The 14,001-nt window shown below is 42.3% G+C and carries 12 protein-coding genes; 4 read left to right on the top strand and 8 right to left on the bottom strand.

Annotated elements, in window-relative coordinates; genetic code table 11:
* Positions 1-238: 238 nt before the first annotated feature.
* Both purH and GTQ43_RS15270 read left to right on the top strand, forming a co-directional pair.
* Positions 239-1,759 (top strand): bifunctional phosphoribosylaminoimidazolecarboxamide formyltransferase/IMP cyclohydrolase, encoded by a 1,521-nt coding sequence (gene purH, locus GTQ43_RS15275; protein WP_265273436.1) that lies wholly within the window; start codon positions 239-241, stop codon positions 1,757-1,759.
* 602 nt (positions 1,760-2,361) lie between these two features.
* The gene (locus tag GTQ43_RS15270) at positions 2,362-2,976 is read left to right on the top strand and encodes an HD domain-containing protein (protein WP_265273435.1); all 615 of its coding nucleotides are present in this window, start codon (positions 2,362-2,364) and stop codon (positions 2,974-2,976) included.
* Here the strand turns inward: GTQ43_RS15270 and GTQ43_RS15265 are convergent.
* From GTQ43_RS15265 to GTQ43_RS15235, 7 genes are all read right to left on the bottom strand, one after another.
* Positions 2,967-3,695: a biotin/lipoate A/B protein ligase family protein gene (locus GTQ43_RS15265; protein WP_265273434.1), complete on the bottom strand. Its 729-nt coding sequence runs from the start codon at positions 3,693-3,695 to the stop codon at positions 2,967-2,969. The two genes, GTQ43_RS15270 and GTQ43_RS15265, sit on opposite strands and share 10 nt — an antisense overlap.
* A gap of 45 nt (positions 3,696-3,740) precedes the next feature.
* Complete coding sequence (locus tag GTQ43_RS15260; protein WP_265273433.1) at positions 3,741-4,220, bottom strand: YbjN domain-containing protein; 480 nt, start codon at positions 4,218-4,220, stop codon at positions 3,741-3,743.
* A 346-nt stretch (positions 4,221-4,566) separates the two neighbouring features.
* Complete coding sequence (locus GTQ43_RS15255) at positions 4,567-5,787, bottom strand: glycosyltransferase (protein ID WP_265273432.1); 1,221 nt, start codon at positions 5,785-5,787, stop codon at positions 4,567-4,569.
* A gap of 128 nt (positions 5,788-5,915) precedes the next feature.
* Positions 5,916-6,866, bottom strand: coding sequence for an AAA family ATPase (locus tag GTQ43_RS15250; protein WP_265273431.1), 951 nt, complete (start codon positions 6,864-6,866; stop codon positions 5,916-5,918).
* A gap of 59 nt (positions 6,867-6,925) precedes the next feature.
* The gene (locus tag GTQ43_RS15245) at positions 6,926-8,017 is read right to left on the bottom strand and encodes a DUF4350 domain-containing protein (RefSeq protein ID WP_265273430.1); all 1,092 of its coding nucleotides are present in this window, start codon (positions 8,015-8,017) and stop codon (positions 6,926-6,928) included.
* 383 nt (positions 8,018-8,400) lie between these two features.
* Positions 8,401-9,186, bottom strand: a complete 786-nt coding sequence (gene map, locus GTQ43_RS15240) for a type I methionyl aminopeptidase (protein ID WP_265273429.1) — start codon at positions 9,184-9,186, stop codon at positions 8,401-8,403.
* Positions 9,186-10,202: a Gfo/Idh/MocA family protein gene (locus GTQ43_RS15235; protein WP_265273428.1), complete on the bottom strand. Its 1,017-nt coding sequence runs from the start codon at positions 10,200-10,202 to the stop codon at positions 9,186-9,188. The genes map and GTQ43_RS15235 overlap by 1 nt, the downstream gene beginning before the upstream one ends.
* A gap of 880 nt (positions 10,203-11,082) precedes the next feature.
* Between GTQ43_RS15235 and GTQ43_RS15230 the strand changes: the two genes are divergently transcribed.
* The gene (locus GTQ43_RS15230; RefSeq protein WP_265273427.1) at positions 11,083-11,382 is read left to right on the top strand and encodes a ferredoxin; all 300 of its coding nucleotides are present in this window, start codon (positions 11,083-11,085) and stop codon (positions 11,380-11,382) included.
* 435 nt (positions 11,383-11,817) lie between these two features.
* Here the strand turns inward: GTQ43_RS15230 and GTQ43_RS15225 are convergent, their stop codons facing one another.
* Entirely contained in the window at positions 11,818-13,557 is a 1,740-nt protein-coding gene (locus GTQ43_RS15225; RefSeq protein WP_265273426.1) for a SpoIID/LytB domain-containing protein, read from the bottom strand.
* A 115-nt stretch (positions 13,558-13,672) separates the two neighbouring features.
* Here GTQ43_RS15225 and GTQ43_RS15220 point away from each other — a divergent pair, with 115 nt between their 5' ends.
* A complete protein-coding gene (locus GTQ43_RS15220) occupies positions 13,673-13,936 on the top strand; it encodes a ParB N-terminal domain-containing protein (protein WP_194043156.1) in 264 nt (87 codons plus the stop codon).
* The last annotated feature ends 65 nt before the right edge of the window (positions 13,937-14,001 follow it).

Below are 14,001 nucleotides of genomic sequence, written 5' to 3'. Positions count from 1 at the left end.
TCTTGGTATTCACTTATACATTATTTTTGCAATGAAGATAAGTGAAAGACAATACTAACGATAATCTTTTCTATTAATTTTTTGCAAGTTCAGCGATCGCTCATTCGAGATCGCAGTAACATAAGTAGAGGTTGTGGGAATGTCAATCTTATTTCCTCCAAATGGTCTTGAAGTGAACCAAGGCTTATGTAAAACTTGAGATCCTTCGCTTCCAGCCGACTTTTTAAGGAATTGACCAATGGCGCGTCTAGCCCTGCTGAGTGTATCTAACAAAACCGGTTTAATTGACCTAGCCCGTAGCTTGGTTGAAGAATTTGACTTTGATTTAATCAGCAGTGGGGGAACAGCCCAAGCCCTCAAAGAGGCGGGACTCCCAGTTACCAAAGTTGCTGATTACACAGGTTCTCCAGAAATTTTAGGTGGTCGAGTCAAAACGCTGCATCCCCGAATTCATGGCGGAATTTTGGCCCGGCGAGATGTTCCCCAAGATATTACAGATTTAGAAAATAACCAAATTCGCCCGATTGATTTAGTAGTGGTGAATCTTTATCCTTTTGAAGAAACTATTGCTAAACCAGGGGTGACATTATCCCAAGCTGTTGAACAGATTGATATTGGTGGGCCAGCAATGCTGCGGGCATCATCGAAAAACTTCGCCCATCTCGCTGTATTATGCGATCCAGCCCAATATGACGAGTATTTGCAGGAATTGCGGCAAAATAACGGCAAAGCATCCCTAGAGTTTCGACAAAAGGCGGCATTAAAAGGATTTTCGCACACAGCTAGCTATGACCAAGCGATCGCCTCTTATCTCGCAGGAACACAAAACCACACCCTTAGCGGTACACAATTGCAATCTCTACGTTACGGCGAAAATCCCCATCAACCCGCCGCCTGGTATGAAATTGGTACTACGCCAACGGGATGGACAGCCGCAACAAAACTCCAAGGTAAAGAACTTAGTTACAATAACTTAGTTGATTTAGAGGCCGCCCGCCGGATTATTGCCGAATTCACTGATACCCCAGCAGCCACAATTATCAAACATACAAATCCCTGCGGTACGGCATTGGGAAGCACTATTTCTGAAGCCTATCAAAAAGCTTTCAACGCTGATTCTACTTCCGCCTTTGGTGGAATTGTCGCCCTCAACCGTCCCATTGATGCGGCTACAGCCAAGGAGTTAACCAAAACATTTTTAGAATGTGTGGTTGCACCAAGTTGTGAAGCGGACGCTCAAGAAATCTTGGGTAAAAAATCTAACGTGCGAATCTTAATTTTACCAGATATGAGCAGTGGAGCTAAGGAAACGGTAAAAGCGATCGCCGGTGGTTTCCTTGTCCAAGCTAGCGATGATGTGATTGCTGATACCAGTCAATGGCAAGTAGTCACCGAACGTCAACCTACCGCCAGCGAATTAGCCGAATTGCTATTTGCTTGGAAAGTTTGCAGACACGTTAAATCTAATGCCATCGTGATTACGAGCGATCGCACTACACTAGGGGTAGGTGCTGGTCAAATGAACCGCGTCGGCTCAGTTAAAATAGCCCTAGAACAAGCTGGAGAAAAAGCCAAGGGTGCAATTCTCGCCAGCGATGGATTCTTTCCCTTCGATGATTCAGTCAGAACAGCCGCAGCCGCAGGAATTACAGCCATTGTCCAACCAGGGGGAAGTTTGCACGATAAAGATTCTATCGTTGCTGCTAACGAACTGGGTTTGGTAATGGTCTTAACTGGTGTACGTCACTTTTTACACTAAGATTATTGATTGCACGGTGTACAGTTGGTAAAGTGTCACACAATATACTTTCTTTATGATTGGATTGGTGATATCTTATATTTGTGTGTGAGGAGCAAGTTAAAGAATAAAAAGCGCCTGGGGTGGAAACACGGCAACACTCCCAAGCGCTTTTTAATTTGTCAGAAATTTAGACTGCTTGTGCAGTTTTGGAAATGTCACTCAATATACTTGCCATTAGATAGATGTAGTGATATCTTATATTTGTGTGTGAGGAGCAAGTTGAGAATAAAAAATGCCTGGGGTGGAAACACGGCAACACTCCCAGGCATTTTTTAATTTGGATGTTTAAGAAGAATCCAGAGTAATAAATTCTGTTTGATAAAAATTTAGGTTGATTGGTACAGTTTTGAAAGTGTCACTCACTATAATCGTCTCTTAATTAAAGCAGTGATATTATTTAGGCGTGTGAGGAGCAAGTTAAAAATAAAGAGCGTCTGGGGTGGAAACACGGCAACACTCCCGGACGCTTTTTAATTAAAATACAGAAACAAGTCCTTGTACGTGCGCTGGAGTTCAGAATCGAAAATCCAGTAAACACTTATACACAATCAGAAATTCGGGTGCAAATCAATCGGCTGACTCAACAAATTCAATTCATTATCGAAATCGATCGATTGAAACAGGTGATACGCCAAACCTCGCTCATGGATGGATCGCGCCGAGAAAATAGTGCCGAACATTCTTGGCATTTAGCTTTAATGGCGATCGCATTAGCGGAATATGCCCCAGAGGGTGTTGATATATTCCACGCCATTAAAATGCTGCTAATTCACGATTTGGTAGAAATTGATGCAGGTGACACCTTCTGTTACGATGTGCAGGGTAATCACAACAAGGCAGAACGAGAAGTACAAGCAGCATTACGTCTATTTGGGCTTTTACCAGCAAATCAAGGTAGCGAGTTGCGTTTACTCTGGGATGAGTTTGAAGCAGGGGAAACCCCTACTGCTAAGTTTTCCGCATCCTTGGATAGGATACAGCCTTTGCTGCACAATCAGCAAACCCAGGGTGGGACTTGGCGCATTCATGGCATTAGCCGCGATCAGGTGATGAAACGCGTAGCGCCAGTAGAAACAGGTGCGCCGGAACTGTGGCCCTTTGTTCTGCAATTGATTGATGATTGTGTTCAGCAGGGGTATCTAAATGAGACTTCTACCCTCAAGATTCATGGCTGATGTGCCAAAATTTCCTTCCACTCAGATTGTGAGAGGGGTTTCACCTGTATCTGCATATCAAAACAATCACTAGCTGCGGTAACTAAAGCTGCAATAATATTTTCCGCACTTAGACTTTGAGGTATTTGTACAGTTGTAAAAGATTCTGCACCAAACACTTCAGCAAACAGTTCCGCATCGGGTTGCAAACGGATGGAACCATGTTGCAAAACTACCCTACCACGTCGCAGTTGAGCGCTACCAATAATTTTAGTACCATCCGGCAAAACTAAATCTGCACTGGTTGCTGTACCAAAACAGTTAGGGTTGTGGATGTAACCTCGTCCTTCTGTACCGTAATGTAATTCTCCACCAAGCGATCGCCATCCTTGAATCAAAAACTCACAAATTTTTTCGTACATCTGGAGACGACTACCCACCAGTCCAGATGTTATTACAGCATAAGTTAAATCACCTTGGTGTAGCACCGCCCGTCCACCGGTAGGACGGCGCACTAAATCTATTTTTTGCCCTTTCCAATTCAAATCTTGCCAATATTCAGGGTATTGGCGTTGATGATAGCCGAGAGAAATCGCAGGTGGCGACCAAGTATAAAAGCGTAGAGTTGGCGGATGCTTTCCAGACTGGTGCTGTTCTAGTAACCAGAGGTCAATAGCCATCTGCACATTACCACGCGCCTCTAGCAAAGGAATTAGTCGCCAAATCTGCTTGCTATGCATCCGATATAACAGAAGCCCAATGTAAAATCCAAAATCTCAAATTCTTTAACTTGCACCAAATTCAGATTGCAAAGCTTCATCGTTATTATCAGCGATCGTTGCCACAATAGTAATGAGCCGAGACACTTCGCCCGGAGATAACTCCGCTAAGGTGCGGGTTGAGATCACAACTACCCGGTTTTCAATGATCCCAAAACGCGCTTCAAACGTGCTAGAGCAATTCAACTCCAGCAGATAACGCATCAACTTAGGTTCATCTTTAGCAGGTAAGTTTAGCACTGTAGACCAAACCGTTATGGTGTCTTCATCGGTTTTCCCGTTGAGTTGGACAAATACTTCCACACTTCCATACTTAAACTTCCAGAGATAGCCACCTTCTGGAGTGCGGCTAATCATTGCACTATCATCTTGTTCCAAAGAGTCGATAACATTTTCAATTACCTCCACATGGTTAATACCTGTTGTCTCGGCAATAATCTCATTAATGGATTCGTCAGTAGTTAGGGTTTCTTGGTAGCTTGTCATACAGATTTTTTCTCAACACACTTGCTGTTTTCTCTACACATACTTTATAACTTGTAGACGCAGTTAGCTTAAGCTTCCTTTTGCGTCTACTTTTCAAATGCCCAAGATGTGGGGCTGCGATCGCGCTAAAGTAGAAGAGGAATTTGCTAAAGTTTTTCGCGAGTAACTCATCCAGCATTGGGCATGAGTCGTAAGAAATGTTTGAGTAGTTAGATAGTGAACCGAAGTTAGCTGTTTTTTGTGCCCGTATGCCATCATCCTAATTAATTATGGATATAAGATTATCAAAATAACCTCTGAGAAACTTCCAGAGAATAAAATATATAAGCAGTAAAAATAATAATCATTATGAGGGAGAAGAATGAATCAATGATGTATCCATTTGCTGGATCTGATTGGCTAGGTTCTTCAATTCGGTCTCTCTAGACAACATGATTTCACTAGGTTGAACATCTACTGCCTCAAAAATTGTCTGCAAGCGATATACCCAATCATGTCGCAGTAGTGAGTTGACAACATTATCTTTCCTAATTCTTGCCAAGCGTTCGGGCTGGGCATCCAAATCTGTGATAATCTTGCCGATTTCAGGAGCATCAAAGGGCATCTTGATAATAGCATCAGGCCAATCAAAATATTTGTCGAATTCTTCTGAAATGGGAGGATCGCCAATCATGACTGCTCCAGCAGCAGCACCCTCAAAGAAGCGAGAACCAAACTCTTGGTTAGTTCTTGTTACTTCCGGTTCGTTAGCTCGGGCGCGATTGGCAAAGAAATAACGGCTTCTCTTAATTAAATTAGCTAATAAACTCCGGTGTTCTTGAGCATTTTTCACCGCAAAGGTTTGTTGTTTAGCAGCGTTTTTACTTCCATAAGATTTGATGGTATCGTAGTAATAAAACATTTGTTGCTGTCGTGCAAACTCTAATAGGGCTTGATGGGTTACTGATGAACAACGACCCAGGTTGCAAACATCAATACTGCGTGCGGGCAATAGAGGATAGGGACTAAATTTTAATGTATCTATCCCAGGTGGTAGATAAGTACAAGGACGACCAGTGATTTTAGCGATCGCCTCGGTGGAATTTTTTGTACCGATAAAAATATGATCAAAATCCTTTAAAAACTCCAAAAAATAGAGATTAGAAGGCTGAAGGTATGATTCCCAAAATTCGACTATATAACAAACTGCCTTACTGCATTTTTGCCGCCAATTTTTGAATGAATGTAGGGTGAATAGTTCAAAGGGAGAATTAAATATGGGAAAGAACAATTCATACTCTTGGTTAAGAAAGTATGGATTAATCCCTGGTACAAGGAATTCAGCCAATGGTTTGGAATTAGTCAAATACTTAGCAAGCTTGTAGATTTTTCGCCCGACACCATCGTTAGCAATCAATGGTTTGACCATATCAACAGCATCGATATCGGAGAGTACATCTTCAAATTCATATAAGTTACACAAAGCCACTAAATTAGAAATTTCCCGCATTGATACTATGAAAATGCGTGATTTTTCATCGGGAAATAAATTTAATTTCTCTGCGAATAAATATTTATCTTTTTTCATTTTAGCCCCCTATTTTAATAATTTGTCATTGCGTAGGCGGAGCCTTACCGTAGTGTACAGAAAGCAGTGAAGCAAAGCAATCGCAAAGTACAGATGTTGCGATCGCTTCATTCGCAATTGCCTTGTTTTCACCTTGGAACTGGTACTTGATTAATTACCGACGCAATTACCGCATCCATTTGTAAACCATCTAGCATTGCTTCTGGTTTCAAAATGAGACGATGACGTAGCAATGGTGATGCAACTGCTTTAACATCATCTGGCGTTACAAAATCCCTTCCAGTTAACCACGCTAAGGCTTGAGATGTCTGCAACCAAGCACCAGCCGCGCGAGGCGATGCACCCAAAGTTAAATCGGGATATTGACGCGATATTCTCACCAACGCCAACAAATAATCAACGATCGCTTCTGACACTTTAACTTCTTTGACTGCTTGGCGTGCTTGTAAAATGTCGGCTACTGTCGCTATTGGTTTCAAACGGCTAATATCCAAGCGCCGTGCTGTAAACCCAGCCTGACGATTGAGTAACATTTGTTTTTCGGCAGCTTGATCTGGATAATCTACTACCAGCTTAAATAAAAACCTGTCTAACTGCGCCTCTGGTAAAGGATAAGTCCCTTCAAATTCCAAGGGATTTTGGGTTGCAATCACCCAAAATAAATCGGGTAAGGGCAAACTTTCACCATCCAGTGTTACCTGCACCTCTTCCATCGCTTCTAGCAGCGCCGCTTGTGTCTTGGGAGGAGTCCGGTTGATTTCGTCTGCTAGCAACACTTCGGTAAATATTGGCCCTTTTTTCAAAGTGAAATTGCGGCTATTCAAGTCAAAAATATTTGTCCCAGTAATATCTGAAGGTAAGACATCTGGTGTTAGTTGAATCCGGCGAAAGTCACCTTGGATTAACTGCGCTAAAACTTTTACTAAGAGAGTTTTACCAGTTCCCGGTACGCCTTCTAAAATTACGTGTCCACCCGCTAGCAGCGCTACTAAAAGTTGTTGGATTAGACTAGATTGTCCGACAACTACTTGATTAAGACCTTGACCAAGACGAATTAAGATAGGATGAGTTTCGCTCATATTTTTTATTGATAAATAACTAACGCTGAAATACTATATCTAATTCCAAAAATTAATTTTTAATTTTTAATTCCCTTAATGGTTCGCCATTTCCCCAACCAGTTTAACAGGTCGCGTTCACTGAGGGGTTGTTTGCGAGATTGTAGCTTTAAAACTGCATCCAGTTCTGCTGCACTTGCGCCTGTTTTTTGTACCCAGAAATCCAGCAAGGCTTGGCGTTCTAAAAGTATTTGCCCTAATCCCAAGGCTTTTTGGAGTTGTAGTTGTTCTTGTTTACCCACCATCTCTACAACAAAGTCGGTGGTATCAGCTTTCTGCAAGACTCCCGCTAAAGCTTGGATATATGCCTCGCTGTTATCTATGACTGGTGTCTCTAAAGCTACTGGCTTACCAAAGCGGCGATTCTGCGCCCAAATTAGCAGCAATAACAAGATACCTACCTGCACCAATATTGGAAATAAAGGAGTTTTCTGAAAAAAGCTAGATAAATCTGCTTCGCTTTCTTTTTTCCTGACATCGGCATCTTTATAGCCGTGGATGTATTCATCGACAAATACTGTGTGATTTTTTTCAGCTACTAAACTAGCTAGATACTTGAAATTACTTAAATAATCTTGGTAGGCGTTGGCAGCTAAATAAGGAGTGGTAGAAAAAATTACTTTCCCTTTTTGATAATTCCTTTCCCAGACAACAGCCCCAAAGCGATCGCCTAAATTAACTTGTTTGGAGTCAGCTTTCTGATATCGTCTACGGGTATCAATTTTGATATTACCTTGGGGAGATTTCTGCATGGTGCTAAACTCAGCTTCTGTAACCCTCGCCCCTGCACCCAAAATTACCAAGGTATTCCCTTTTTCTATCCATTCATGCTCTTGACTACTGAGTATCGCCTCTCTGGGATGGCTGCTGATCTGTAAAAAAGTAACTGGGCTATTCTGCGGCTGGATATCACTAAAAGGCTTTTGCCAGCGCTTGATAGAAACTCCTTGCTGTTGCATAAAAGCATACCAAGCACCATAGCCATCGGCGGCACGGTTATAAGTAGAGCCAGTGTTAATTTTACTATTATTGGGAGCCGCGAACAAACTCAGTAAAACGATCGCTATGATTGCGATTGCTCCCAACCAAGCAGGGCGATTTGAACGTTTCATCTTCGACTTTCTCGATGAGCATTGATATTAACGATGACAAGTGCTAATACTTACTCATTTTTTAGATAAAGTCAAAAATATAATTAACTTTAGTTAAGTAAATCTCCATTAGGGTGTGTTATGGCTTTAGCCCAACACACCCCTATATTAAGTAGTAATGCAAAATTAAATATACATTTGTCATTGCGAATGGAGCATAAGTCCTTCGGACACGCTTCGCGAACACAAGGTCTTGGGATTGCAACTCTTAGAGACGCTGTTCGCGAACGCTACATTTCATTCCGTACCCTACGGGAAGGCTCCGCCTACGCAATGACATAAATATTTTTGCATACGCACTTAACATGGTCTATTAAGCACTCATGCCATATTTTCCGATGTTGTCAAATGTTCCAGTAATTCGCGCCTTCAGGTAGGGTGAGAATTTCAACGCCATCTTCAGTTACAGCTAAGGTATGCTCGCATTGAGCAGAAAGCTTGCGATCGCGCGTTACAGCAGTCCATTTATCACTGAGAACTTCGACTTCGTAAGTACCTTCATTAATCATTGGCTCAATGGTAAAAACCATCCCTGGTCTGAGGCGCTTACCCTTACCGCGTGTGCCATAGTGGGGAACATCCGGGGCAGTGTGGAAAATGTTACTGATGCCGTGGCCAACAAAATCTCGCACTACAGAAAAGCCTTGTCCTTCAGCATACTCTTGAATGGCTGCACCAATGTCGCCAATGCGTCCCCCAGGTTTAACTTCAGCAATACCCAGGCGCAAACACTCTTCTGTCACCTCTACCAGCTTTCTGGTTTTTGCCGAAGGTGTACCGACAAAGAATGTCTTGGATGTATCACCGTGATAACCTTCAACAATCGGCGTTACATCAATATTAATAATGTCACCTTCTTTGAGAATTTGCTTGGCATTGGGAATGCCATGACAAATTACCTCGTTGACACTGGTACAAATCGATTTCGGAAAACCTTTGTAGCCAAGGGGTGCGCTTTTTGCTCCATGCGCTTGCGTCCAACGTTCGGCTTCATCATTTAGTTCCAGAGTGCTAACCCCTGGCTTCACGAACGGTTCGAGATGCTGGAGAAGTTTAGCTGCTAAACGCCCAGCTTGCCGCATTTTGTCTAATTCTCGTTGGGATAGAATAACAATTAGTTCAGTTTTCATCAAATTTTATCTAAAGTATCTTTCATAAACATAGTTAAGCCTGTCTGTGCTGCTCTTTGGGCAGCATCAGCAACCTTTAGAGTGTATAAGCTCTCTTCTGGGGTAACGTACAAAGGAGTACCATCAAAAAGACGATCTAAGACCATAGTCGTATCTTTGGCAAACAAACCCCGACGAGGAGCAACCTCTATAGGTGTTGTTTCCCCTGGTTGGATAAAAAGTCCTGCGTCGCCATCAAAAATTAAACCACCTTTTTCCCCATGAACTTCAAACTTGCGTTCTGATTGCCAAAGACTTTCACCTTTGCCGTACACTACTTGGGCTAAAAGTCCACTGTGAAAGCAGATTTGACTGGTGCAAAAACAGCTTTGGTAATATTCCGCTTCTATTTCCCAATATCGCTGATGACAGTTAACAGTAAATACTTTACCAAATAAATCGGTGAGACGATGGAGGCGTGACAGTGCCCCAATTAAGGGAAAGCCGAACAACTCGTGATTATAAGTCCATTTGCGGGGTGCAGGATTTTGGGGATTGATGGTGCTGTAACGAACATAAAACACTTCGCCAATTTTGGCTAAGTTTTGCTTCAAGGCTTGATGCAAGCCACCCAAAAGTTCGAGATGTTCAACGTGCAGAAGTTTTTGTTGGGCTTTGGCTAAGGCAATTAGTTCTTCAGCTTCAACTACATCCAACGAAAGGGGATATTCGATAACTACGTGTTTGTCGTTGGTAAGTGCTGCACGGGCGATCGCACCATGATCTCGATTAATAGTCGAAACCACCACCAAGTCTATATCTTCGCGTTCTACTAACTCTTGCCAAGAACTCAACGCTTCAATCTGATATTCTCTGGCAAAGGCTTCTGTTTTTTCTGCGGTATGACCAACAACTGCGATTAACTGCGATCGCTCATCATAAAGCAATGCCTCAGCCCGAAACTTTGCCGCATACCCAGTACCTACCAAACCTACACGCACTGTTGCTTTTTCCAAAGCTGCTCCTAAATTATACATTATCCTGCTATCTAAACTTTCGACATTTTCGACGTTTCATTGAGTGGAGTCGGCTCCAGAACCGTTAAATAAAACTTATCCCAGGTTGTTCTAACTACATATTTCTCTAGGTAGATAGCTTCCACTATCACAGACTTTAGTGTTGATTAGCTTATTCTTCACCACTATGATAAATAATAGGTTTTGGCAGTTAAAAAAAGCCCTTTGGGATGTTTTATTCCCTAAAAGTACTGATTTGGAAGCATCTAATCCCAAAAATCAGGTGATGAAAAATCTGATGAGATAATTATCAAGGCGATCGCATAATAAGTAGTAATGCAAAATTAAATATACATTTGTCATTGCGAATGGAGCAAAGCGGAATGAAGCATAAGTCCTTCGGACACGCTTCGCGAACGCAAGGTCTTGGGATTGCTTCTCTACATTTCATTCCGCTCGCAATGACATAAATATTTTTGCATACGCATAGTATGTGCCAAAGAAGCGCAGAACACCTTAAATTTTTGGAGTTGTTATCGGAATTTTTTGATTACAAACTTTCTCAATTTTCTTCATTATCTTGACAAAATACTTATATCCTGAATCAAATTGCCCTATTGCGAATCTAAATAACATCAATTTTAATCATGTTTTCTTCCCCAGAAGATAGTTTTTTATTATCACGGCTTCTCTAGGACAGGAAATACATAAATAAAACTTATCAGGATTAAGCAACTAAATTTCATTACTAATCGCGTTCAATTTCCAGTTACATCGTTTAATTTTTCTCGTAGTATCAGAATTGAAGCAAATTTAAACTAGCGACTAATCCCAAAGAGTAGCCGCGACCTTTGCCTTAAGATAACTTATTACTGCCGTCTTCAAAAGAGAGGATTACTCAATGCCAACTTATAAAGTGACATTAGTCAACGAAGCCGAAGGACTGAACCAAACACTTGATGTTGATGACGATACCTATATTTTAGACGCTGCTGAAGAAGCTGGTCTTGACCTGCCCTACTCTTGCCGCGCTGGTGCTTGCTCGACCTGTGCAGGTAAACTGGTATCCGGTACAGTTGATCAGGGCGATCAGTCATTCTTGGATGACGATCAAATAGAAGCTGGATATGTACTGACTTGTGTTGCTTACCCAACCTCAAATGTAACAATTGAAACTCATAAAGAAGAAGAACTCTATTAAGAGTTAGAAATCTCAGCAATAAACTTCTTGCAAGAGTGAGTTCTTAGTTGATAGAAGAGAAGCAGCCCATCTAGAGTGAATACTCTCACAATGCTGTGTGCTTCTAAAAACTACTTTGACGAAAAGCTTCATTTCATGCAAAGCAGGAACACAGTAAAATTTGTGTTCCTGCTTGATTTTTTCAGTCCGAGGTTTGCCCTCTACGACTGTTAAAGCTGGCGTTGCTGAATCGAGGTGACTCGAAAAATTTCTTTTTTCTCTCCGTGTTCTCTGCGCCTCTGCGGTTCAAAAGTAATTTATTTAACCGCAAAGGCAATAGAGTTGCCAGTGCGTTGGTCGGGTTAAGAGACTTGTAGCAACTAGCGCGACACAGAGATAAGAGATAATAGAGGAATTTTTTAAGCAAATTTTTACCCACCTTGAAAGGGCTACGCCTTAAAGCTTAATCTCTTTACTAAGAATTTTAATCTGAGTCCCAGGATAGTAGAATTGCAGAATTTTTGGACTCGACCAACCTAGTTTTGCTAAATTTTGAGCGCCAGTTTGACTCAAGCCGACTCCATGCCCGAATCCACCACCAATAAAGGCGTACCCCCACAATTCTGATTTGCCTTTATTCAGAGGTTGTATGTAAAAAAGCGTACTTGTAGGAGCAGCAAAGGCGCTACGAACCTCGTCTTTGTGGAGAATAAAGGTACTGTTATCAGTTTTCACCGCGAGTTCAAGGATGCGTCCACTCTGGCTTCGCTTCACGACTGCCATCGCCTGAATAGTCTTAAATTTGGCATAAGGACTATTTTTAACCTGCAAAAATTTCTGCAAGTCCTTGATAATATCCTGTAAAGGGGTTTCCTTGTGCCAACGAAACATATCCCATTTGCTTTCATTAAATCCTTGTTGGATATTAATAAATTTCTCAAAGTTCTTCTCATCTGCCAAATTTTGCTTAGACAAATCCCAAAAATTAGTGGGAGCATCTAGTACAGGGCGGAGATAGGGACGGTCGTCGCCATTCCAGACATCGCTGAAGGAGGCAGTAACCCCACCAGTAGTGGAAGAATAGAGGGCATCTACCAGTTCGTTTTTATAAGTTACTACCTTACCCCTGGTGGAAGCGATCGCTCTGTCTGTTTTGACAGCCGCTCCATTTAGCCCATAATAAACTTGACAGTGAGTATCAGCACACAACTGATAGTTATCTGCGGCAAACCTGCGTAAATTTCTTAAAGCGTAAGTTCGGGCAAGAATTGCTTGGGCTTCCAGGGCGGCTATTGGTACATCCGTGCCTATTTCGTAAGGCACAACCCCACGCAAATAAGTTTCTAAGGGGACTTGGTTAACTAGAGTGTATGTGCCGTAGGCATTTGGCTGCAAATTCAGTTGCCCAGCATAAAGACGAGCAAACTCTGGTTTTTCGCTTTTATTCACCCGAATCAAGTTTTTATCAGTGCTGATTTCCAAATCATTTGGGCTATGGCGTTTACCATCCACCACCCAACTAACTCGCGGCACTTGTTTTAAAACTTTAGTATCAAGATATACTTTTTCTTTGGTAGAAGCTTGGATGTTCTGTAATAACAAGCGTCTCAGCAAAGGAGTGCTGTAAACATCTCGTTTCGCCCAAACTTGCCAGCGTTCTGGCTGGGCTATTTCTACCTCCATTCCCTGAGAACGCCATTTATTAGCACTGTCTTCCGCAGTTTCAAAAGTGCGGTATGTGCCCAAAACTATCACTTCCTCAACTTTTGGCTGGGGTAAAGCTTGCATGACTGTTTCCAGCTTTACAGGGTTCTTAGTAAACAGGATTTGCTGCTTGTTGCCCTCCGTAAATTTTAGCTGTAAGCGATCGCCTTTTGTGGGTTCCAATTGCAGTTTAGCTGTGGGTTGTGAGCCAAATCGCTGCACAATCCCAATTTTCAGTTCTATATCCTGGATATTGCTCTCAGGCCCTGATGCAGCAGTCAGTCCCAATAGACAAAATGTTGTCAGCACAGTGTGGGAAAAACGCCAAAACGAAAATTTCATGGCTACCTGATAGCTTTCGTGCAGCGTCTCCAAGAGTTGCGATAGCGAGTAATTGTTCGCGCCGCGTCTCGTAGAGAGCATCTTTTGCCTCTTAATGCGGCGTTGGAGCTTATTTTCCAATTGCTTTGTAGCGCGGTCTTTTTGTCGCATGAATGCTCCAATGATACCATTACCAGTTTTGCTTCAAATATCCATTGCGAAACGAAGTCATAACGACTATGATTTATTTAGAGGCACAAAACAGAACTAGTTGGATAAACTCTTTATGGTCAGAGTCCAAGAAATTCCATTAAATCAGATAAAACGGCCATTGCCCCGTACAAACGATCCGAATAAAGTGCAAGCCTTAATGGAATCGATTGCGGAGATTGGGCAGCAAGAACCTATTGATGTCCTAGAAGTAGATGGACAATATTATGGCTTTTCTGGCTGCCATCGGTATGAAGCTTGCCAGCGTTTAGGCAAAGAAACCGTTTTAGCCAGAGTTCGTAAAGCACCCCGTAGCGTTTTAAAGATGCACTTGGCGTAGAGAATGGGGAATGGGGGATGAGGGAGCGGGGGAGGTGGGGAGCAGGGGGCAGGGAGCAGGGGGCA

Source organism: Nostoc sp. KVJ3 (genome assembly GCF_026127265.1).
Lineage (GTDB): Bacteria > Cyanobacteriota > Cyanobacteriia > Cyanobacteriales > Nostocaceae > Nostoc.
This window is presented reverse-complemented; position numbering and strand designations above follow the sequence as displayed.

Excerpts from the sequence above, each read along its gene's own strand:
- purH (WP_265273436.1), top strand. The coding sequence starts at position 239 with ATGGCGCGTCTAGCCCTGCTGAGTGTATCTAACAAAACCGGTTTAATT.
- GTQ43_RS15220 (WP_194043156.1), top strand. The coding sequence starts at position 13,673 with ATGGTCAGAGTCCAAGAAATTCCATTAAATCAGATAAAACGGCCATTG.
- GTQ43_RS15260 (WP_265273433.1), bottom strand. The coding sequence starts at position 4,220 with ATGACAAGCTACCAAGAAACCCTAACTACTGACGAATCCATTAATGAG.
- GTQ43_RS15255 (WP_265273432.1), bottom strand. The coding sequence starts at position 5,787 with ATGAAAAAAGATAAATATTTATTCGCAGAGAAATTAAATTTATTTCCC.
- GTQ43_RS15245 (WP_265273430.1), bottom strand. The coding sequence starts at position 8,017 with ATGAAACGTTCAAATCGCCCTGCTTGGTTGGGAGCAATCGCAATCATA.
- GTQ43_RS15250 (WP_265273431.1), bottom strand. The coding sequence starts at position 6,866 with ATGAGCGAAACTCATCCTATCTTAATTCGTCTTGGTCAAGGTCTTAAT.
- GTQ43_RS15235 (WP_265273428.1), bottom strand. The coding sequence starts at position 10,202 with ATGTATAATTTAGGAGCAGCTTTGGAAAAAGCAACAGTGCGTGTAGGT.
- GTQ43_RS15225 (WP_265273426.1), bottom strand. The coding sequence starts at position 13,557 with ATGCGACAAAAAGACCGCGCTACAAAGCAATTGGAAAATAAGCTCCAA.
- GTQ43_RS15230 (WP_265273427.1), top strand. The coding sequence starts at position 11,083 with ATGCCAACTTATAAAGTGACATTAGTCAACGAAGCCGAAGGACTGAAC.
- GTQ43_RS15265 (WP_265273434.1), bottom strand. The coding sequence starts at position 3,695 with ATGCATAGCAAGCAGATTTGGCGACTAATTCCTTTGCTAGAGGCGCGT.
- map (WP_265273429.1), bottom strand. The coding sequence starts at position 9,186 with ATGAAAACTGAACTAATTGTTATTCTATCCCAACGAGAATTAGACAAA.